This is a genomic window from Nocardioides albidus, from assembly GCF_006335005.1.
GTDB classification, from domain to species: domain Bacteria; phylum Actinomycetota; class Actinomycetes; order Propionibacteriales; family Nocardioidaceae; genus Nocardioides; species Nocardioides albidus.
This window is the reverse complement of sequence record NZ_VDMP01000023.1, coordinates 82577-103902: the sequence shown is the minus strand read 5'-3', so window position 1 is coordinate 103902 and position 21326 is coordinate 82577. Positions and strand designations below refer to the sequence as shown.

General features: G+C 72.4%; 17 protein-coding genes. 7 read left to right on the top strand and 10 right to left on the bottom strand.

The features are described 5' to 3' along the window. Positions 1 to 47: 47 nt before the first annotated feature. Entirely contained in the window at positions 48 to 1277 is a 1230-nt protein-coding gene (locus FHP29_RS10195) for a PucR family transcriptional regulator (protein ID WP_158296536.1), read from the bottom strand. A 119-nt stretch (positions 1278 to 1396) separates the two neighbouring features. Between FHP29_RS10195 and FHP29_RS10190 the strand changes: the two genes are divergently transcribed. Genes FHP29_RS10190 through FHP29_RS10180 form a run of 3 tightly spaced genes read left to right on the top strand, consistent with a single transcriptional unit; the run spans position 1397 to position 5063 of the window. Continuing rightward, positions 1397 to 2179, top strand: coding sequence for an oxamate carbamoyltransferase subunit AllH family protein (locus FHP29_RS10190; protein WP_139622762.1), 783 nt, complete (start codon positions 1397 to 1399; stop codon positions 2177 to 2179). After that, complete coding sequence (locus tag FHP29_RS10185) at positions 2176 to 3654, top strand: FdrA family protein (RefSeq protein WP_139622761.1); 1479 nt, start codon at positions 2176 to 2178, stop codon at positions 3652 to 3654. Before FHP29_RS10190 ends, FHP29_RS10185 begins: the two co-directional genes overlap by 4 nt. Then, the gene (locus FHP29_RS10180) at positions 3651 to 5063 is read left to right on the top strand and encodes a YlbE family protein (protein ID WP_139622760.1); all 1413 of its coding nucleotides are present in this window, start codon (positions 3651 to 3653) and stop codon (positions 5061 to 5063) included. The genes FHP29_RS10185 and FHP29_RS10180 overlap by 4 nt, the downstream gene beginning before the upstream one ends. On the opposite strand, the gene FHP29_RS10175 is transcribed toward FHP29_RS10180, so the two are convergent. Then, positions 5064 to 6374 (bottom strand): thymidine phosphorylase, encoded by a 1311-nt coding sequence (locus FHP29_RS10175; protein WP_139622759.1) that lies wholly within the window; start codon positions 6372 to 6374, stop codon positions 5064 to 5066. After that, positions 6371 to 6784, bottom strand: a complete 414-nt coding sequence (locus tag FHP29_RS10170; RefSeq protein ID WP_139622758.1) for a cytidine deaminase — start codon at positions 6782 to 6784, stop codon at positions 6371 to 6373. The genes FHP29_RS10175 and FHP29_RS10170 overlap by 4 nt, the downstream gene beginning before the upstream one ends. A 198-nt stretch (positions 6785 to 6982) precedes the next feature. Here FHP29_RS10170 and FHP29_RS10165 point away from each other — a divergent pair, with 198 nt between their 5' ends. The 4 genes from FHP29_RS10165 (at position 6983) to FHP29_RS10150 (ending at position 12248) form a co-directional block, all read left to right on the top strand. After that, positions 6983 to 8086 carry a BMP family lipoprotein gene (locus tag FHP29_RS10165; protein WP_240044432.1) on the top strand — a complete coding sequence of 368 codons (1104 nt, stop codon included), beginning with the start codon at positions 6983 to 6985 and terminating at the stop codon, positions 8084 to 8086. Between the two features lie 153 nt (positions 8087 to 8239). After that, entirely contained in the window at positions 8240 to 9754 is a 1515-nt protein-coding gene (locus FHP29_RS10160; protein WP_139622757.1) for an ABC transporter ATP-binding protein, read from the top strand. Then, positions 9751 to 10962 (top strand): ABC transporter permease, encoded by a 1212-nt coding sequence (locus FHP29_RS10155; RefSeq protein WP_240044431.1) that lies wholly within the window; start codon positions 9751 to 9753, stop codon positions 10960 to 10962. Before FHP29_RS10160 ends, FHP29_RS10155 begins: the two co-directional genes overlap by 4 nt. Further along, positions 10959 to 12248: an ABC transporter permease gene (locus FHP29_RS10150; protein WP_139622756.1), complete on the top strand. Its 1290-nt coding sequence runs from the start codon at positions 10959 to 10961 to the stop codon at positions 12246 to 12248. Before FHP29_RS10155 ends, FHP29_RS10150 begins: the two co-directional genes overlap by 4 nt. A gap of 3 nt (positions 12249 to 12251) precedes the next feature. Here the strand turns inward: FHP29_RS10150 and FHP29_RS10145 are convergent, their stop codons facing one another. From FHP29_RS10145 to FHP29_RS10115, 7 genes are all read right to left on the bottom strand, one after another. Beyond that, positions 12252 to 12857 (bottom strand): DUF3060 domain-containing protein, encoded by a 606-nt coding sequence (locus FHP29_RS10145; RefSeq protein ID WP_139622755.1) that lies wholly within the window; start codon positions 12855 to 12857, stop codon positions 12252 to 12254. 48 nt (positions 12858 to 12905) lie between these two features. Further along, positions 12906 to 14090: an amidohydrolase gene (locus FHP29_RS10140; protein WP_139622754.1), complete on the bottom strand. Its 1185-nt coding sequence runs from the start codon at positions 14088 to 14090 to the stop codon at positions 12906 to 12908. 19 nt (positions 14091 to 14109) lie between these two features. After that, positions 14110 to 15045: a hypothetical protein gene (locus FHP29_RS10135; RefSeq protein WP_158296535.1), complete on the bottom strand. Its 936-nt coding sequence runs from the start codon at positions 15043 to 15045 to the stop codon at positions 14110 to 14112. Positions 15046 to 15086: 41 nt separating this feature from the next. Beyond that, the gene (locus FHP29_RS10130; protein WP_139622752.1) at positions 15087 to 16520 is read right to left on the bottom strand and encodes a hypothetical protein; all 1434 of its coding nucleotides are present in this window, start codon (positions 16518 to 16520) and stop codon (positions 15087 to 15089) included. A gap of 73 nt (positions 16521 to 16593) precedes the next feature. Continuing rightward, complete coding sequence (meaB, locus tag FHP29_RS10125) at positions 16594 to 17592, bottom strand: methylmalonyl Co-A mutase-associated GTPase MeaB (protein WP_139622751.1); 999 nt, start codon at positions 17590 to 17592, stop codon at positions 16594 to 16596. Positions 17593 to 17605: 13 nt separating this feature from the next. Further along, complete coding sequence (gene scpA, locus FHP29_RS10120) at positions 17606 to 19774, bottom strand: methylmalonyl-CoA mutase (RefSeq protein WP_139622750.1); 2169 nt, start codon at positions 19772 to 19774, stop codon at positions 17606 to 17608. After that, on the bottom strand, positions 19771 to 21326 hold a 1556-nt coding region (locus tag FHP29_RS10115), incomplete at its 5' end, for a methylmalonyl-CoA mutase family protein (RefSeq protein ID WP_240044430.1). The genes FHP29_RS10115 and scpA, both read right to left, overlap by 4 nt.

The following is a 21326-nucleotide window of genomic DNA, read 5'->3' as shown; positions in this document are numbered from 1 at the left end:
CATTCGCCAAAGGATCCGGGGGAACTGCTGGCGGAAGTTGCCTCAGCTCATCGGCTGACGACCTCGAGGACCTTGAGCGCGACCGCGACGTCGAGGCGCAGGTTCTGGTCGGACGCGACCGGGCCCAGCATCCGTTCGAGCTTCCCGACCCGGTAGCGCATCGTGTTGTAGTGGAAGAACTGCGTCCGCGCGGCCTCGGCCACGTTGAAGTTGGTGTTGAGCAGCACCTGCAGGGTCTCGCGCAGGGTGATCGCCTCGTCGGTGGAGCCGGCCAGCTCGCCGAGCACGTCGTGCGCGAACGCCCGCAGCTCCTCGGTGTCGGGCACCATCGCGATCAGGCGGTGCAGTCCGAGGTCGTCGAACCAGGTCGTCGTGCTCGACCCGCGGAACCGGCGTCCCACCTCGAGCGCGCGCCGCGCCTGGGTGTAGCTGTCGGGCAGCCCGGACGGGCTCGAGGCCGCCCGTCCGACGCCCGCGGTGAAGGGACGACGCCCGCCGCCCTTGTCGCCCGCGACGGCGACCACCAGGCGTCGTACGAGCGCGGCGGTGGCCTCGAGGTCCTCGGCCGGCAGCACCGCCACCACCTCGGACCCGAAGTCGGCGATCGGGATCGCCCGGTCGACCGCCGCCGCCACCTGGCGCCAGGCGTTCGCGAACCGCTCCTGCCAGTGGCGACGGTCCTCCACCGAGGCCGGCGGCTGGTACGACGGCTGCGGGTCGATCTGCGCGACGAGCACGACGGTCGGGCCGCTCAGGTCCCAGCCGAAGCCGACCACGTGCTCGCGGACGAACTCGTCACTGCCCGCGCGGCCGAGGAAGACGTCGCGCAGGAAGTCGCCGCGGTACTTGTTCTCCACCGCCGAGACGGCCTGCTCGCGGGTGATCGAGAGCGACACGGCCGTGGCCGCCCGCTGCAGCGCGACGACCTGCTGGGGGACCATGTCGCCCTCGGCGATCGCGACGAGGTGCCCGAGCGCCTGGTTGGGCGCCGCGAGCGGCTCGCGGTGGACGTGGGCGCCCGGCACCGGCTGGCCCTCGTGACCGCCGCGGTCGCCGAGCCACTCGACGCGCAGACGCCCGGTCTCGTCGGTCAGGCCGGCGGCGGTGATCCGCTCCCGCATCGCCTCGTCGATCCGCGCGGCACGCTCGCGGCCGTCGGTGGTCGTGACGGCGACGTGCACGTCGAGGGCGTCGCCGATCGCGGCGACCAGGTCGGCGAGGTCGGCGCCGGCCAGCACGAGCTGCGCGAGCGCCTCGGCGAGCTCGTCGGTGTCCATGACGCCATCGTCCGCGATGCCGCCCCCTGCGGTGCCTATCAACTCTTGCCCGACTTCTGCCTGCACGTTGGCAATGCTCACCATTCGATGCACGATACCCAGCCGTTAGCGTCCCAGAGGTGCAGAGGGCCGAGATGCAGGTGGCGGGAGCCGGATCGTCCGCGCTGCGCGCCCTGCTGCACGGCCCGGCCGTCCCCGGCGGCGTCGTGCACGCGGGACGTCGGGCCGTGTACGCCGAGCTCCCGACCGGGGTCGTCGGCGTCCTCGCCCGGGGCGCCGTGCACGTGCCGTGCGCGATCGCGACGACGCTGCCGGACCTCCCCGAGGTGGCGGTCGGCGACCCGGCCGTCGTGGGCGACGGCCTGCTGCGCATCGGACCGTTGCGCGTCGCGGTGACCCGGCTGGTCTCCTTCGCGGTCCCGCGGCTCGCGTCCGCACCCGCTCTGGACGAGTTGCTCCTCGCCGACCTCTCCCCCGCCCGCGACCAGCTGCCCGCCGACGCCCTCGACCTGCTCGCCGCGGGCGACCCGGGCGCCGTACCGATCCTGGTCGGACGCGGCGACGGGCTCACCCCGGTCGGCGACGACGTGCTCGCCGGCTGGCTGGTCGCGACCCGCGCACACGGCGGCGACCCGAGCGCCGTCGCCGCCGCGGTCGAGGCCCGCCTCCCCCGCACCACCAGCCTCTCCGCGGCCCTGCTGCGCCATGCCGTCGCCGGCGAGGCGATCGCGCCCTTCCGCGCAGCCCTCGCGACGGGCGACGCCGACGCGGTCGCCGCCCTGCTGGCCGTGGGCCACACCTCGGGCGCCGGGATGCTCCTCGGCGCCCGCCTCGCACCCACCTCCTCGACCGCCTCCACCCACTCCACCAGCCATCAAGCCCTTGAAGGGAGCCCTCGATGACGCACCAGCACGTCGAGATCCGACCCGGCGCGTACGCCGACAGCGTGGCGCTGCTGCAGGTCAGCCGCGACGTCGCCGCCACCCCCGGCGTCGCCGCCGCACAGGTGGCGATGGCCACCGAGCTCAACGTGGAGGTGCTGCAGGGCATGGGCTTCACGCTGCCCCCGGCCGGCGCCAACGACATGGTGGTGGCGCTGCGGCTCGAGGACGAGTCGGCGCTGCCGGCGGCCCTCGCCGCGGTGGACGCCGCGCTGGCCGCGGCCCGCAAGGGCTCCTCGGGCGGCGAGGTCGCCGCGCCGCCGCGGACGACGGCCTCGGCCCTGCGCCGCGCCGGCGCGGATCTCGCGCTGGTGTCCGTGCCCGGCGCCTCCGCGCTGGTCGAGGCGATGGACGCCCTGGACGCCGGCGTCGACGTGATGATCTTCAGCGACAACGTCCCGGTCGAGCAGGAGCTCGCGATGAAGCGGATCGCCCGCGACCGCGGCCTGCTCGTGATGGGGCCCGACTGCGGGACCGCCGTCGTCGGCGGCGTGGGCCTCGGCTTCGCCAACACCGTCACCCCGGGGCGGGTCGGCATCGTCGCCGCCTCCGGCACCGGCTGCCAGCAGGTCCTGGCCCTCCTCGACGCCGCCGGAGTCGGCGTCGCCGCTGCCCTCGGCGTGGGTGGGCGCGACCTGTCCGCAGCGATCGGCGGCATCTCCACCCGCACGGCGCTGGACCGTCTCGACGCCGACCCGTCGGTCGAGCACGTCGTCGTCGTGTCCAAGCCCCCGGCGGCCGAGGTGGCCGCCGCCGTCGAGAAGTACGCCGCCGACCTCGGCACGCCGGTGCGCTTCGCGCTGCTCGGCGCCGGTCAGCCCGACCTCACCACGCAGACCGAGGCGCTGCTCGGCGACCTCGGCGTCGCCGTACCGGCGTGGCCGGTGTGGGGCTCCCCCGCCGCCCCGGCGGGCGGCAGCGCCCTGCGCGGGCTGTTCGTCGGAGGCACGCTGTGCGACGAGGCGATGCTGCTCGCGGCGGAGAGCCTCGGCCCGATCCGCAGCAACATCCCGCTGTCCCCGGAGCTCGCGCTCGACGCGAGTCTCGTCGCCGACGGCCACGTGATGATCGACTTCGGCGACGACGGCCTGACCCGCGGCCGGGCGCACCCCATGATCGACCCGACCCTGCGCCTCGAGCACCTCGCCAAGGTCGCCGCCGACCCCGAGACGGCGGTGATCCTGATGGACGTCGTCCTCGGCCACGGCGCCCAGGACGACCCGGCCGCCGAGCTCGCGCCGGCCATCGCCGCGGCGCGGGCCGCCCGCGACCTGCCGGTCGTCGTCGCCTGCGTCGGCACCTCGAGCGACCCGCAGGGGCTGTCCCGTCAGGCCGAGGCGCTGGCCGCCGCCGGCGCCGAGGTCCACCTGTCCAACGCCGCGGCCACCCGCCGCGCGATCGCTCTCACCCATGTCACCGCCGGAGGCGCCCGATGACCCATGCACTGCTGCCCAGCACCGCTCCCGCCGCCGTCGCCGCCGTCGGCGCGGACATGTTCGCCACCGCCGTCGCCGACCAGGCGGTCCCCGTCGAGCGGGTCGAGTGGACACCACCGATGGACGGCACCGCGGACGACCTCGCGACCGTCGCCGCCGACCCGCTGCGCCGCGACGCCAACGCGCTCGCCGTGTCCCGGATGCTCGACGTGCAGGCGATGCTCGTCGGCGTCGCTCCCGCCTCCGAGCTGCTCGGGCTCGAGAGGGGCCAGTTCCTGCACGCCGGACCGCCGATCGAGTGGGCGCGCACCTCCGGCCCGCTGCGCGGGGCGCTCCTGGGCGCCGCCGCGTTCGAGGGACTGGTCGAGGACCCCGAGGACGCCGCCGCCCTCTTCGAGTCGGGCACCGAGGTGTCGCTGGAGCCCTGCCACCACCGCAGCGCGGTCGGTCCGATGGCCGGGGTCGTGTCGCCCTCCATGTGGATGTTCGTGCTGGAGGATCCCGCCACCGGTCGTCGTACCTATTGCTCGCTCAACGAGGGTCTCGGCAAGGTGCTGCGCTATGGCGCCTACGGCCCCGAGGTGCTCGCGCGGCTGCACTGGATGCGCGACGTCCTCGGGCCGCTGCTCGGCGAGGCGGTCGCGGCGGCCGGGCCGGTCGACGCGACCGCGATCCTCGGCCAGATGCTGCAGATGGGCGACGAGGCGCACAACCGCAACCGCGCCGGGACGCTGATGCTGATGCGCGATCTCGCGCCTTCCCTGGTCCGCTCGTCGCGGTCCGCCGACGAGATCGCCGAGGCCTTCGCGTTCGTCGGGGGCAACGACCACTTCTTCCTCAACGTCGCGATGCCCGCGTGCAAGCTGGCCCTCGATGCGGCCCGCGACATCCCGGGCTCGACGATGGTCGTCGCGATGGCCCGCAACGGCACCGACTTCGGCATCCAGGTCTCCGGCACCGGCGACCAGTGGTTCACCGGTCCGGCCCAGCTCGCCGACGGCCTGTTCCTCGGCGACTACGGCCCCGAGGACGCCAACCCCGACATCGGCGACTCGGCCATCACCGAGACCGCCGGCATCGGCGGCTTCGCGATGGCCGCCGCCCCCGCCATCGTGCGCTTCGTCGGCGGCACCGTCCCCGACGCGCTGGCCACCAGCCGCCGGATGCGGGAGATCACCATCGGCGAGAACGACCGCTGGCCGATCCCCGTGCTCGACTTCGCCGGCGCCGCCACCGGCATCGACGTGAGCTCGGTGTGCCGGACGGGCATCCTGCCGCAGATCAACACCGGCATGGCCGGCAAGGTCGCCGGCGTCGGCCAGGTCGGCGCCGGCCTGGTCACGCCGCCCGCCTCGATCTTCCCCGCCGCCCTCGCCGAGCTGGCCCGGCGTACCCGCGACCGGGCGTGATCAGCCGACGCGGTCGATGATCAACTGCCCGGGGGTGTACGCCGACCCGGCACCCGCGACCTCGTAACCGCCCTCGAGCGCGGCGAGCGCCCGCTCGAACCGCTCGGGGGTGTCGGTGTGCAGCGTGAAGAGCGGCTCGCCGGCGCGAACCTCGTCACCGGGACGGGCGTGCCACACGACGCCGGCCCCGGCCTGCACGGGGTCCTCCTTGCGCTCGCGGCCGGCGCCGAGGCGCCAGGCGGCGAGGCCGACGGACAGCGCGTCGAGGCGGGCGAGCACCCCGTCGGCGGGCGCGTTGACGACGTGCTGCTCGCGCGCGACCGGCAGCGGCGCGTCGGGGTCGCCGCCCTGGGCCGAGATCATCCGGCGCCACGCGTCCATGGCGGAGCCGTCGGCGAGCCGGTCGGCCGGGTCGACGTCGTCGCGCCCCGCGCCGGCGAGCATCTCGCGGGCCAGGGCGAGGGTCAACTCGACGACGTCGGCGGGGCCGCCGCCGGCGAGCACCTCGACCGACTCGGCGACCTCGATGGCGTTGCCGGCGGTGAGGCCGAGGGGCACGGACATGTCGGTCAGCAGCGCGACGGTCCGCACGCCCGCGTCGGTGCCGAGCGCGACCATCACCTCGGCGAGCTCGCGCGCCCGGTCGACGTCCTTCATGAACGCGCCGGAGCCGACCTTGACGTCGAGCACCAGAGCGCCGGTGCCCTCGGCGATCTTCTTGCTCATGATCGACGACGCGATGAGCGGGATCGCCTCGACGGTGCCGGTCACGTCGCGCAGCGCGTAGAGCTTCTTGTCGGCCGGCGCCAGGCCGTCGCCGGCCGCGCAGATCACCGCGCCGACCGACTCGAGCTGGGCCAGCATCTCCTCGTTGGACAGCGCGGCGCGCCAGCCGGGGATGGACTCGAGCTTGTCGAGCGTGCCTCCGGTGTGGCCGAGCCCGCGCCCCGAGAGCTGGGGGACGGCGACCCCGCACGCCGCCACGAGCGGAGCCAGCGGCAGGGTGATCTTGTCGCCGACGCCGCCGGTGGAGTGCTTGTCGGCGGTCGGCCGGGACAGCGAGGAGAAGTCCATCCGCTCGCCGGAGGCGATCATCGCGCCCGTCCAGTCGGCGATCTCGCGCCGGTCCATGCCGTTGAGGAGGATCGCCATCAGCAGTGACGACATCTGCTCGTCGGCGACGGCCCCGCGCGTGTAGGCATCGACCATCCAGTCGATCTGGCTGGTGGTCAGGGTGCCCTTGTCGCGCTTGGCGAGGATGACCTCGACGGCATCGTGCTGGGGGCCCGACGGGGCGCTCTGGCTGCTCACCGTGCGTTTGTACCAGTAGTCGCCCCACGATCGAGGTCAGCCGGCCCGAACGCCTGCGGAAGCACGGCGTCCATCGTCAGCACTCCCCGCGGGGTCAGCACCTCGAGCGTCGCGCCGCCGAACTCCCACAGCAGCTGGCGGCAGCGGCCGCACGGCATGATCACGTCGCCGGCGCCGTTCACGCACACGAAGTGCGTCAGCCGGCCGCCACCGGTGGCGTGCAGCTGGGAGACGAGCCCGCACTCGGCGCACAGCGTGACGCCGTACGCCGCGTTCTCGACGTTGCAGCCCACCACCTGCCGACCGTCGTCGACGAGCGCCGCGGCGCCCACCCGGAAGCCGGAGTACGGCGCATAGGCCCGTGCGGCGATGTCGTTCGCCGCCTGCGTGAGAGCGTCCCAGTCGACCACGCTGTCACGTTAGGCCATGCGCGCTCGACGTGAGGATCTTCCGCGCAGACGCCCCCCGACGAGAAATGTCCCAAGTTGGTAACCGTTTCCGCCAATGCGCTTCCCGCGCCGCGGTCCGTGGGTGAGGATGCACCGGAACAACCAGAACCAACATCTCTGCCCTGCGTTCGGAGCCGGGCGTCGATCTGGAGGAGATCTGTGAAGACCTGGAAGAGGACGACGGCCGCCGCGGCCGTGGCGCTCATGGCGAGCGCGGCCCTGGCCGCTTGTGGCGACGCCCCCGACGAGGAGGGCAAGGCGTCGGAGAAGAACGACTTCCTTCCCTGCATCCTCTCCGACGCCGGCGGCTTCGACGACAAGTCGTTCAACCAGCTCAGCTACGAGGGAGTGCAGGACGCGGCCGAGGAGCTCGGCAGCGAGTACAAGGAGTTCGAGTCCAAGAACGAGAACGACTACGCCGGCGCGCTGGAGCAGTTCGTCGCCCAGGGCTGCGACGCCATCGTCACGGTGGGCTTCGCCCTCGCCACGGCGACCAAGGAGTCGGCGGCCGCCAACCCCGACATCGAGTACATCCTCATCGACGACGCCGCCGACGGCGGCGAGGACGGCAAGACCTTCGACGGCAAGCCCGACCAGCCCAACATCAAGCCGATCCTCTACGACACCGCGCAGGCGGCCTTCCTCGCCGGCTACGCCGCGGCGGACTACACGAAGACCGGTGTCGTCGGCACCTACGGCGGCCAGCCGTTCCCGACCGTCACGATCTTCATGGACGGCTTCAAGCAGGGCGTCGAGCACTACGCCAAGACGAAGGGCAAGGACGTCAAGCTCATCGGCTGGGAGGGCAACGACAAGGGAGTCTTCACCGGTGGCTTCGACGCCAACGAGAAGGCGACCAACGCCGCGAAGCAGATCCTCGACCAGAACGCCGACGTGATCCTGCCGGTCGGTGGCCCGATCTACCAGGGCGCGATCACCGCGATCAAGGACTCGGGCAAGGACGTCGCCCTCGTGGGTGTCGACGCCGACTTCTTCGAGACCGACCCGACCACCCAGGACCTCGTGCTCACCTCGATCCTGAAGAACATGAAGATCTCGACCACCGAGGCCGTGGTCCAGGCGGGCGAGGGCGACCTCGACTTCTCGCCGTACGTCGGCACGCTCGAGAACGACGGAGTCGGCCTCGCGCCGTTCCACAACTTCGAGTCCAAGGTCTCCGACACGCTCCAGGCGGAGCTCGACGAGGTCAAGAAGGGCATCGTCGACGGCTCCATCCCGGTGGAGTCCTACCTCAACCAGTGACGAGAGCCGACCTGCGGTGACGCAGGGTCCGGGGGAGGTCGGTCACGACCTCCCCCGGACGCTTTCTCTCCCCGGCCGGGACCGCCCCTTCCGTCGTGCTCGCGGTGGCCCGGGTGCTGGCTTCTGTCCGTCCGCTCCGAGAGGATTCCCCCTATGACGCTCGAACTCCGGGGCATCACCAAGCGCTTCGGCCCCTTGGTCGCCAACGACCGGATCTCCCTCACCGTCAACGAGGGCGAGATCCTCGCCCTGCTGGGCGAGAACGGCGCCGGCAAGTCGACGCTGATGAACGTCCTCTACGGCCTCTACCAGGCCGACGAGGGCGAGATCCTGCTCGACGGGGAGCCGCTGAAGATGGCCGGGCCGGGCGACGCGATGGCCGCCGGCATCGGCATGGTCCACCAGCACTTCATGCTGGTCCCTGTCTTCACCGTCGCCGAGAACGTCATGCTCGGCAACGAGTCCACCGGCTTCGCCGGCACCCTGGACCTCGATGCCGCGCGCCAGCGGGTGCGCGAGATCTCCCAGCGGTTCGGCTTCGACGTCGACCCCGACGCGTTGGTCGAGACCCTTCCCGTCGGCGTCCAGCAGCGGGTCGAGATCATCAAGGCGCTCTCCCGCGACGCCCGGGTCCTCGTCTTCGACGAGCCGACCGCGGTGCTCACGCCCCAGGAGACCGACGAGCTGATGGAGATCATGCGCCAGCTCCGCGAGTCCGGCGCCGCGATCGTGTTCATCAGCCACAAGCTGCGCGAGGTCCGCGCCATCGCCGACCGGATCACCGTCATCCGCCGCGGCGCCGTGGTCGGCGAGGCCAGCCCGACCGCGACCAACGCCGAGCTCGCCGCCCTCATGGTCGGCCGGCCGGTCGAGCTGACCGTGCACAAGGAGCCCGCCCAGCCCGGGCCCGACGCCTTCGTCGTCGAGGACCTGCGGGTCCTCGACGACACCGGCCACGTCCACCTCGACGGCATCGGCTTCTCCATCGCCCGTGGCGAGGTCCTCGGCGTCGCGGGCGTGCAGGGCAACGGTCAGACCGAGCTGACCGAGGCGATCATGGGCCTCCAGCGCCACGTGCGCGGGTCGATCCGGCTGGGCGATCACGAGCTCGCCGGGCGGACGGTCCGCAAGGTCCTCGACGCGGGTGTCGGCTTCATCCCGGAGGACCGGCAGGTCGACGGCCTGGTCGGCGAGTTCACCATCGCCGAGAACCTCATGCTCAACCGGAGTCACGGCAAGCCGTTCGTCTCCGCCGGCACGGTGCGGCGCGGCTTCCTCGAGGACTTCGCCCAGCGCAAGCTCGACGAGTACGACGTCCGCGCGTCCGGCATCCAGGCCCGGGCCAGCCAGCTCTCGGGCGGCAACCAGCAGAAGGTCGTCGTGGCCCGCGAGCTCTCGCGCGACCTCAGCCTGCTCGTCGCCGCGCAGCCGACCCGCGGCGTCGACGTCGGGTCCATCGAGTTCATCCACAAGCAGATCGTCGCGACCCGCGACTCCGGCGTACCCGTCCTCCTGGTGTCCACCGAGCTGGACGAGATCGTCGCGCTGTCGGACCGGATCATGGTCCTCTACCGCGGCCAGGTGGTCGGCATCGTCCCGGCCGACACGCCCCGCGAGACCCTCGGCCTGATGATGGCCGGCGAGCGCCCGGAAGGGAGTGCCGCGTGAGCACCGACCTGAAGACCGAGCCCGCACCCGAGCCGGGCCGGACACAGGGCCGCTTCGACGGCGTCCTGCGCGAGATCGTCATGGGCAACACGCTGGTCGCGGTGCTGTCGGTGGTCCTGGCCGTGGTCGTCGGGTCGCTGATGATCCTGCTCACCGACGAGACCGTGCGGGAGACCGCCGGCTACATCGGCGCCCGCCCGAGCGACTTCCTCAACGCCATGTGGACCGCGATCTCCGACGCCTACACGGCGTTGTTCAACGGTGCGATCTACAACACCAACGTCGACGGCTTCGAGACCCGGATCCGGCCGCTGACCGAGACCCTCAAGTACGCCGGCCCGCTGATCCTGGCCGGTCTCGGCGTCGGCCTGGCCTTCCGGGCCGGACTGTTCAACATCGGTGGTCGCGGCCAGATGCTGCTGGCCGGAGCGGCGGCCGGCTGGGTCGGCGTCGGCATGGACCTGCCCCTGGCGCTGCACCTCCCCCTCGCCGTCCTCGCCGGCGCCCTCGCCGGTGCTCTCTGGGCGGGCCTCGCCGGCTTCCTCAAGGCGCAGGCCGGCGCCCACGAGGTGATCGTCACGATCATGCTCAACTACGTGGGCTACTACCTGGTCTTCTACGCCCTCTCCAAGCAGGGCCTGCTCCAGGCCCCCGGCTCGCTGAACCCGAAGTCCCAGCCGATGCCCGAGTCGGTGATCCTGCCCAAGCTGCTGGGCGACCGGTTCAACCTGCACGCCGGCTTCCTGCTCGCGCTGGCGGCGGTGGGCGTCGTGTGGTGGCTGCTCAACAAGTCCGCGATGGGCTTCCGGTTCCGGGCGGTCGGCGAGAACCCGGACGCCGCCCGCGCGTCCGGCATCGACGTCGGGCGGACCTACATCACGGTCATGCTCATCGCCGGCGGTCTGGTCGGGCTCGCGGGGGTCAACCAGATCCTCGGCACCGCCACCAGCGGCGTCACCGTCGACCTGGACGCCGGCATCGGCTTCGACGCGATCACGGTCGCCCTCCTCGGCCGGTCGCGGCCGCTCGGGATCCTGGCCGCCGGGCTGCTCTTCGGCGCGCTCAAGGCCGGCAGCTTCTCGATGGCCGCCGCCGAGGGCATCCCCGTCGAGATCGTGCTCGTCATCCAGTCCCTCATCGTGCTGTTCATCGCCGCTCCCCCGTTGGTGCGCGCTATCTTCCGGCTGCCGAAGGAGGCGACGGCATGACCGACACCAAGATCACCGTCCCGGTCGACGAGTCGGCCGAGCCGGCCGTCGTCCCGCTGCGGGCCGCGCTCAAGGCGCCGATCATGCTCGGCATCGTCACGATGCTGGTGGCCCTCCTCGTCGGGTTCAAGGCGCGCCCGGGCAAGACCACCTTCCGGCTCGGGACCGACTCCGACTTCTTCGACCTGCCCGAGATCACCGTGCCCTCGACCGCCACGGTCGCGACGGTCGTCGTGCTGCTCGCCGCCATCACGGCCGCGTCGGCGTTCGTCGTCAGCCGCGGCCGGCGCACCCCGTTGTGGTTGGTCGCGGTCTTCGCCGTCGTCGCGATGACCGGGTTCCTCGCCTGGGCGGCGGCCGGCAAGACGGTGCCGGTCATCGGCCTGCTGGCCGGCTCGATCGCGCTCGCCGTCCCCCTCGTCTTCGGGGCCCTCGGCGGCGTCCTCGGCGAGCGGGCCGGGGTCGTCAACATCGCGATCGACGGCCAGCTGCTGTTCGGCGCCTTCGCCGCCGCGATGTTCGGCACCATCGCCGGCTCGCCCTGGGGCGGCCTGGCCGCCGCGATGCTCGCCGGCGCCCTGGTCGCGCTGGTGCTCGGCTTCTTCGCGATCACCTACTTCGTCGACCAGGTGATCGTCGGTGTCGTCCTCAACGTCCTGGTGATCGGCCTGACCAGCTTCCTGTTCGGCCAGGTGCTCGCCGAGCACCCCCAGGAGCTGAACGCCCCCGACCACTTCGAGCGGATCGCGATCCCGGTGCTCGGCCAGATCCCCGTGGTGGGGCCGGTGCTGTTCCGCCAGACGATCCTCGTCTACCTGATGTACGCCGCGGTCGCGGTCGTCGCCTGGGCCCTGTACCGCACCCGCTGGGGTCTGCGGGTGCGCGCGGTCGGCGAGCACCCCAAGGCCGCCGACACCGTCGGCATCAAGGTCAACCGGACCCGCTACACGACCCTGCTCATCGCCGGCCTCATCGCCGGCGCCGGCGGCGCGACGTACACGCTCGTCTCGGTGCCGCAGTTCGGCGAGGAGATGACCGACGGCGCGGGCTACATCGCCCTGGCCGCCGTCATCTTCGGCAGGTGGGACCCGGTCCGCGCGACCCTGGCGGCGCTGCTGTTCGGGTTCGCGACGAACCTCTCCGGCGTGCTGTCGGTGATCGGCTCCCCCGTGCCCAGCCAGTTCATGCTGATGCTGCCGTACGTCGTCACGATCATCGCCGTCGCCGGCCTGGTCGGGCACTCGCGGGCCCCCGCCGCCGACGGGGTGCCGTACCGCAAGGGGTGAGGTTCAGCCCCTGCGGTGCACCCGCACGACGTTGTTGGCGCCGGTGACCCGGACCTTGGTCGTGCCGGTCCGCACCCGGACCTTGTTGTTGGAGCCTCGCACGACCACCTTGCGCAGGGCGCGGTACTTCACCACGTTGTTCGATCCGCGGACCTTGACCCGCGCGCCCTGGTCGGCGACCACCCGGTTGGTGGAGCCGACGACGACGGCGCGGTCCAGGGCGGGGATCCGCAGCACGACGTTGCTGGCGTCGACGCGCGCGCTCGTCGCCGCGGTGGCGGCGACCGAGCTGTTCGAGCCCATCACGTCCACGGACCCGACGGCACCCGCCGCCGCCACCCGGACGTTCGCACCGGTGATCATGAGGGACGTGGCACTCGGCAGGGACACGTTGAGGTTGCTGCCGTTGAGGATCACGGTCGTGCAGGCGCCGGTGAGGACGTAGTCCTCGGTGCTCCCGTCGATGGTGACCGGTCCGCCGGTGCAGTCGAGGGTGATGGCCGCGTGGGCGGGCGCCGGGAGGAGGGCACCCGTCGCGAGGGTCGCGGTCGCGACGGTGGCGGCGAGGAGGGCAGCAGGGGTGCGCAGGGCACGCGTGTTCCGAGACATGGGACCACCGTTGCCTCGCACCCGCCCGGTCAAACCCCGCGACGGAAACTAGCCTCGGGCGAGTGCCTTCACGGCGACGCCGGCCAGCATCCGGGCGCCGTACCCGATGGCCGCCTCGTCGACCTCGAAGTCACCCTGGTGCAGGTCGAGGGTCGGACCACCCGGCCGGCGGGTGCCGAGCCGGAACATCGCGCCGGGGACCTGCTCCAGGAACCACCCGAAGTCCTCTCCCCCGAGGCTCTGCTCGACCTCCGTGCGGTGGTGCAGGCCGAGCAGCTCGTCGGCCACGGCGGCGACCATGGCGATGCTGGTGGGCTCGTTGACCACCGGCGGGACGCCCTGGAGATAGTCGACGTGGGCGGTGACGCCGTAGGGACGCACGATGTCGAGGACGGCCTCGCGCACCACCACCTCGCACGAGGCCCACGCCTCGGCGTCGAGGATCCGGACCGTGCCGCTCGCGATGCCGTGGTCGGGGATCACGTTGGCCGCCGAGCCGGCGCGCAGCATGCCCCAGACCACGCTGACCCCGGCGCGGGGGTCCATCCGCCGGCTGAGCACGGCCGGCAGCTCGCTGGTGATCTTCGCGAGCGCGAAGGTGAGATCGCCGGTGAGGTGGGGGCGGGAGGTGTGCCCGCCACTTCCCTCGAGGCGTACGTCGATACGGTCGGCCGCGCTGGTGATCGGACCGGAGCGCAGGCCGACGGCGCCGACGTCGACCGACGGGTCGCAGTGGAGCGCGAAGATCCGGTCGACCCCCTCGATCGCGCCGTGGTTGATCAGGTGCCGGGCACCGCCGGGCATGACCTCCTCGGCCGGCTGGAACAGCAGCCGCACCCGGCCCCGCAGGAGCCCCTGGGCGTGCAGCTCGGCGAGCGCGTGCGAGGCGCCGACGAGCGCGCTGGTGTGGACGTCGTGTCCGCAGGCATGGGCGACGCCCGGGACGCTGCTCGCCCACGGGTCGGTGGTGAGGTCGACGACCGGCAGCGCGTCGAGGTCGGCGCGCAGGGCGACGGTCGGCCCGCTCTCGCCGATGTCGGCGACGACACCGCTGCGCGGCATGCGGCTGATCCGCCAGCCGTGGCGCTGCAGATGCTCGACGACGCGCTCGGAGGTGCGCTGCTCCTGCCAGGAGACCTCCGGGTGCCGATGGAGGTCGCGGCGCAGCTCGACCAGCTCGTCGTCGTACTTCGCGACGACGGAGTCGACCAGAGCAAGCGCAGCGTCCACCACGGTGTCCAGCCTATGCCCGTCAGGAGGGCGCGTTCACCCGGTCCACGAACTCGCGCTCCACGTCGTGGTCGCCGATCCGGCAGGTCCAGGTGCTGGTGATCTCCAGGTCGTGCTGCGGAGCGGGCGGGAGCAGGAACACCTCCTGGGCGACCAGGCGCCCCGCGCCCGGCGGATGGCCCGTCTCCGCCCGGACGTCGTCGGTCCGGTCCCGGCCGTCGACGCGCAGCAGCAGCCGCCCGTCCAGGTCGTCGGACTCGCAGGCCGTCGAGCCCGAGCGGATCTCGTCGGCGCGCAGCCACATGTCCGCCGTGGCGACCACCCAGGTCGCCCCGGCCTCGCGCTCCGCGGCCCAGCCCCGGCCCGCGACCCACGGGTACTCCCACAGGTCGTAGCCGCACCGGCGGGCCGTCGCGCGGGGAGCACCGCCGGGTCGGTCGACGTCCCACTCCCCGCAGGAGACCACGCCCGTGCGCTCCGTCGCGTCGTAGAGGCCGGCCGCCTTCCCCAGCTCCCGCTTCCCGGCGGCGTCGATGCGCTGGGTGACCCCGTCGAAGGTCACTTCGAGGGCGAGATCGTCGTCGGCGCCGGCCGGCACCTCGACGTACGACCTCCCACCGACGTCGTCGAACGGGACCGGGTAGGACCGCCCGCCCACCTCGACGGCCAGCTTCGTGAGCTCCTCGGGATCGGTCGATCCGAGCGGCGCGCTCCACGGCACGCCCTCGAGCCGGCCGTAGTCGACCGCGACCGGCAGGAACTCCGCGTCGTCGTCGGCATCGATCGCGGCGCCGCCGACGACCTCGTCGCCGGGGATCGTGCGGACCGGGGCGCCGACGGTGAGCGTGACCCGGCCGGTGGGCAGCTGCGCCCAGAGCTCGGTTCCGCTGACCTGCGCGGGGCGCGCATCCGGTACGACGCCACGGGGCTCGTCGTCCGAGCATCCAGCGACGAGCATCGCGGCCAGCGTCACGGCCCCGAGCACCGCCCAGGGACGACTCACAGCAGCGGCAGGACGTCGTCGGGGTCGTTGAGATTCTGGTTCTCGACCTGCCGCTCGACGTCCCGGTAGTGCTGGTTGGTCTGCTCGTCCGCCATGCCGATCAGCTTCGCAGCCTCCTCGAGCTTCGTGCCGGCGTCCTCGATGTCGGTCGACAGACGAGTGAGCAACGTCGACGTGCGGTTCTGGAGGGCGGAGAACTCGGTCCAGGCGCCGTTGGGCTCCAGGCCCACATCGGTCGGCCGGTGGAAGCCGTCGCTCGAGGTCACCGTGAGCCTGCTGTCCGCCTCGCGCAGGTCCGCGGCGATGGAGGGCAGCCACAACTCGGTGATCTTGCCGATGGTGTCCTTGTCGACGCTGACCTCGCTGAAGACCTCACCGGTCGGTGCCGAGTTCAGGCTGGGCCGGGTCAGCTCGCAGTCACCGCTGTCGGCGAAGGACTTCGCGGCGACGAGGAAGTCCTGGATCCCGGTCTCCTGCTTCCTGATCTCGCTGTCCAACGCCGTGAGCGCGTCTTCCATGTTGGTGAAGACCTGATCGGGATGGCCCGCGCCGAGCGGCAGGTCCTCGAAGGATTTGTCCGCGGTCTTGGCGGACTCGACCCCGGCCCCGATCGCGCCGCCGAGTGCGATCGCCTCGAAGAGCACCGCCGAGCCACCGAGGGACGGCACCGCGGCGAGCGCAGCCGCCAGGGCACCGACGACGGTCAGGGTCAGCACCAAGGATGTGTTGGGACCGCCCTCTGGCCCGCAGTCCTTCATCGCCTGCAGGGCGTCGTACTCGAACGTAGCTAGGTCGTCGGCGGTCCGGCCCCACATCTCACCCTGGGCTCGGCAGGCCACGGAGAGGGCCGAGACGAGCAGGCACTGGGCCTGGAAGGTCGTCGGCAGTTGGTTGACGTAGTAGTCGGCGAACGTCGTCGCGTACTCCCCCTTGAGCTGGGCCGTGCGCGTCTGGAGGCGATCGAGATCCCCGGCCAGCCGGGTGTTGACGCCGCCGGCGGAGTCGCTGGTGCCCGTCAGGTTGTCGGGGTCGATGTTGAGCTCGCGGACCGCCCAGTCGAGGAGTGCCTCCGACGTGCTGTAGCGGCTCGGAAGGTCCTTCCACTTCGTGAACAGGCCGTCGATCTTGGGGCCCCACTTGTCGACGGCGGCGGTCGCCTCCTCGATCCAGTTGTCGCGGGCGATCTCCGCGCTGGGACCCACCGCGAGCGTGGTGTACTCCCCGGAGTAGGTGTCGACCTCGATGCGCACGTGGTAGTTGATCGGGTCCAGCCCGTCGCCGTGGGTCTCGACCTCGCGCTTGGCCGAATAGTCGCCCGTGGAGTCCCAGCCCTTGTGCAGCAGCTCGTTCTTCGCCGCCGCTGCCGCGATCAGGCTGCTGTACGCCCCGACCGAGCCGCCTCCGCCCCCGCCACCGTCGTCTTGAACCATCGCTCCTCAGTCCCTTCGTGTTCCTGGACCCGGGATCGATGCCCTCAGAAGGTATGAGCGAAACCTCACCACTTCAGTGGTCGCCGTCGTACGCCGCCAGCAGCCGGTCGGCCGCGAGCGGCGCGGTGAGCTCGCCGGCGAGCAGGGCGGCGCGCACGTCGGCCTGGACCGCCTTCACGCCCGGGCTGTGCCGCAGACGCTGGTCGAGCTCGTCACGGACGAGCGCCCAGGTGAAGTCGAGCTGCTGCTCGGCGCGCTTGCGGGCCAGGCCGTCGACGCCGAGGTGGTCGCGGTGCTGGAGGACCTGGGCCCACACCTCGTCGACGCGGGCTCCGGTCAGCCCGGAGCAGGTGACGACGGGCGGCGCCCACTCGCCGTGACCGCGCACCAGGCGCAGCGCGCCGGCGAGCTCGCGGGCCGCGACCCGGGCCTCCTGCTCACGGCTCGGATCGTCGGGATCGGCCTTGTTGACCGCGATGACGTCCGCGATCTCGAGGATGCCCTTCTTGATGCCCTGCAGCTGGTCGCCGGTGCGGGCCAGGGTGAGGAACAGGAAGGTGTCGACCATGCCGGCGACCGTCACCTCGGACTGTCCGACGCCGACCGTCTCGACCAGGACGACGTCGTACCCGCCGGCCTCGAGGACCGCCATCGCCTGGGTGGTCGCGCGCGCGACGCCCCCGAGGGTGCCGGCCGAGGGCGAGGGGCGGATGAACGCGTTCGGGTCGGCGGACAGCGTCGACATCCGAGTCTTGTCGCCGAGCACGGAGCCGCCGGTGCGCACCGACGACGGGTCCACGGCGAGCACCCCGACCTTGTGGCCGGCGGCGGTCAGCTGACCGCCGAGCGCCTCGATGAAGGTCGACTTGCCCACGCCGGGGACGCCGGAGATGCCGACCCGCACGGCCGGCGCGGGCGCGTCGGGCGACGCGGTGTCCGCCGCCAGCCGGGTGAGCAGCTCTCGGGCGGTCTCGCGGTGGCGGGGCGCCGTCGACTCCACCAGCGTGATGGCCCGCGCCATGGTGGCGCGGTGACCGGCACGCAGTCCGGCGACGAGGTCGTCGACCTGCATCAGCGGCCCGCCATCAGTGACCGAGGGACTCGCGCAGCCTCGCCAGCAGGTCGAGCGCGGACTCCGCGATCACCGTGCCGGGGAGGAACACCGCCGCGGCGCCCATCTCCTTGAGGGTCGGGACGTCGTCGGGCGGGATCACGCCTCCGATGACGACCATGATGTCGTCACGGCCCTGCTCGGCCAGCGCCCTCTTCAGGGCGGGGAGCAGGGTGAGGTGGCCGGCGGCGAGCGACGAGACACCGACGATGTGCACGTCGGCGTCGATCGCCTGCTGGGCGACCTCCTCGGGCGTGGAGAACAGCGGCCCCACGTCGACGTCGAAGCCGAGGTCGGCGAAGGCCGACACGACGACCTTCTGGCCGCGGTCGTGACCGTCCTGGCCCATCTTGGCCACCAGGATCCGGGGGCGGCGGCCCTCGGCCTCGGCGAACTCGTCGGTGGTGGCGCGGGCCTGAGCGACGAGGGTGTCGCCCTCGCCGTCGTTGGCCAGGTCGGCCTCGTCGCGGTACACGCCGCTGATCGTACGGATCACGGCCTGGTGGCGGCCGTAGACCTTCTCCAGGGCGTCGGAGATCTCGCCGACGGTGGCCTTGGCGCGGGCGGCGCCCACGGCCAGGTCGAGCAGGTTGCCCTCCCCGGTGTCCGCGCTGCGGGTGAGCGCCTCCAGGGCGGCGTCGACGTCGGCCTGGTCGCGCTCGGCGCGCAGGCGCTCCAGCTTGGCGACCTGCTGGCGGTAGACGTCGTCGTTGTCGACCTTGAGCACGTCGAGCGGGTCCTCGGCGGGCAGCCGGAAGGTGTTGACCCCGATGACCTTCTGGGAGCCGGAGTCGATCCGGGCCTGGGTGCGGGCGGCGGCCTCCTCGATGCGCATCTTCGGGATGCCCTGCTCGATGGCGGCGGCCATGCCGCCGGCGGCCTCGGCCTCCTGGATGTGCGCCCACGCGCGCTCGGCCAGGTCGTGGGTGAGCCTCTCGACGTAGTAGGAGCCGGCCCACGGGTCGATGGAGTACGTCGTCCCGCTCTCCTGCTGCAGCAGCAGCTGGGTGTTGCGGGCGATGCGGGCGGAGAAGTCGGTCGGCAGCGCGATCGCCTCGTCCAGCGCGTTGGTGTGCAGCGACTGGGTGTGACCCTGGGTCGCGGCCATCGCCTCGATGCAGGTGCGCCCGACGTTGTTGAACACGTCCTGCGCGGTCAGCGACCAGCCCGAGGTCTGCGAATGGGTGCGCAACGACAGCGACTTCGGGTTCTGCGGGTCGAACTGGCGCACCAGCCGGCTCCACAGCGCCCGGGCCGCGCGCATCTTGGCGACCTCCATGTAGAAGTTCATGCCGATCGCCCAGAAGAACGACAGGCGCGGCGCGAACTGGTCGATGGTCAGGCCCGACTCGAGCCCGGCGCGGATGTACTCGACGCCGTCGGCCAGCGTGTAGGCGAGCTCGAGGTCGGCGGTCGCGCCCGCCTCCTGCATGTGGTAGCCGGAGATCGAGATCGAGTTGAACCGCGGCATCCGCTGGCTGGTGAAGGCGAAGATGTCGGAGATGATCCGCATCGACGGCGTCGGCGGGTAGATGTAGGTGTTGCGGACCATGAACTCCTTGAGGATGTCGTTCTGGATGGTCCCCGAGAGCTGCTCCGGCTTCACCCCCTGCTCCTCCGCCGCCGCGATGTAGAGCGCGAGCACCGGGAGCACGGCGCCGTTCATCGTCATCGACACCGACATCTGGTCGAGCGGGATGCCGTCGAACAGGGTGCGGGTGTCGTAGATCGAGTCGATCGCCACGCCGGCCATGCCGACGTCGCCGCGCACGCGCGGGTGGTCGGAGTCGTAGCCGCGGTGGGTGGCGAGGTCGAAGGCGACCGAGAGGCCCTTCTGGCCGGCCGCGAGGTTGCGGCGGTAGAACGCGTTGGACTCCTCGGCGGTGGAGAAGCCGGCGTACTGCCGGATCGTCCACGGCTGGGTGGTGTACATCGTCGGGTAGGGCCCGCGCAGGAAGGGGCTCAGGCCGGGGTAGGTGTCGAGCGCGTCGAGGCCGGCGAGGTCCTCCGGGCCGTACGACGGCGCGATCTCGATCCCCTCGGGGCTCCTCCAGCCCTCGCCGGTCGGCCGGGCGGGCGCGGAGCCGGCGGCGGCGTCGGGCGCCAGCGAGAGGCCGGCGAAGCTCTTCGGAATGCTGCTCATGCCAGCTTCTCCCTCGTGGCGGTCAGGAACGCCAGTGCGTCGACGCCCAGGGCAGCGGCGTCGTCGACCTCCGCGTCCACGGCGTCCGGCTTGCCGGCGATGATCACGTGCTGGGCGCCCGCCTCGCGGAGGGCGGCGATCGCGGCGGCACCCCACTCGCCGTAGGCGGCGTCGGTGCCGGCGAGGCAGACCACCGGTCGCCCACCCGACGAGCGGTACGCCGCCACCAGGTCCTCGACGCCCGCGGTGGCTCCGGCGACCTCGACCGCGATGCCACCGGCAGCGAGCAGGTTGCTCACGAACGTGGCGCGGGCGGTGTGCTGGGCGATGGTGCCGAGCGTGGCGAGGAAGACCGGCTGGGCGGCCGGCTCGTCGCGCAGCGCCTCGAAGGACGCGCCGTAGCGGCGGACGCGGTCGTTGAGCGGGTCCGCATCGCGCTCGGGCAGGGTCTCGCCGAGGTTGGGGAACTCGCTGACGCCGGTCAGCGGGCGCTTGCGGCGGGCGATGTCGGCCTCGCGCTTCTCGACCACGGCGGCGATCCGGGCCCGGAACGGGTCGAAGTCGTGTCCGCCCTCCCACTCGCTCTCGAGCTGCTGGAACTCCGCCCAGCCGGCGGCGGCGAGGTCGGCGGTGAGCTGCTCGACGGCGTACGCGCCACCGGCGGGATCGGCGACCGCTGCGACGTGGGACTCGTCGATGAGCAGGTGGTTGACGTTGCGGGCGATCCGGCGACCGAAGGCGTCGGGGCGGCCGTTGGCGCTGTCGAACGGGAGCACGGTGACCGCGTCGGCGCCACCGACGCCGGCGGCGAAGGCCGCGACGGTGCCGCGCAGCATGTTGACGTAGGGGTCGTACTTGCTCAGCATCGGCCGGCTCGTCACGGCGTGCTGGCGCTGGGCGATGCCTGCGGTGGTCGAGCCTGTCGAGACCCCGCTGAGCTCGAGCACCCGGGCCCACAGGACACGGGCGGCGCGCAGCTTGGCGATGGTCGGGAACTGCTCGTCGGTGGCGGCGTAGCGGAACTCGACCTGGTTGGCCGCGTCGGTCACGGACAGGCCGTGGTCGGTGAGCCAGCGGAGGTACGCGACGCCGACGGCGATGGACCAGCCGAGCTCCTGCGCGTCGCTGGCGCCGAGGTCGTGGGCCGCGGTCGCGTCGACGACGATGGCGCGGACGTCGTTCTGGTCGGCCTTGCGGGCCAACGTCCGCAGCTCGGCGACCGCCTCGTCGACCGCGAGCGGGATCTCGCGGAGCATGACGCCGAGCGGGTCGATGCCGAGGTTGCTGTCGGGGTGCTTGGCGCCGGGCAGGGCGAGGAACGCCTCGGCGACGGCGGTGGTCGCCGACGGCGCGTCCAGGACGACCGGTGCGAGGTCCAGCAGCACGCCGGCCAGGGTCGCCGCGACGTCGGTGTCGGCGTCCGCGGCCAGCCACAGGCTGGTGACCCCGCCGTCGAGGTCGACGAGCGCCGCCTCGTTGGCCCGCTTCGCGTCCGGGTCGGCGACCAGGCTGCGGATGTCCCACGCGCCCCCTCGCGTCGGACGGACGGCGG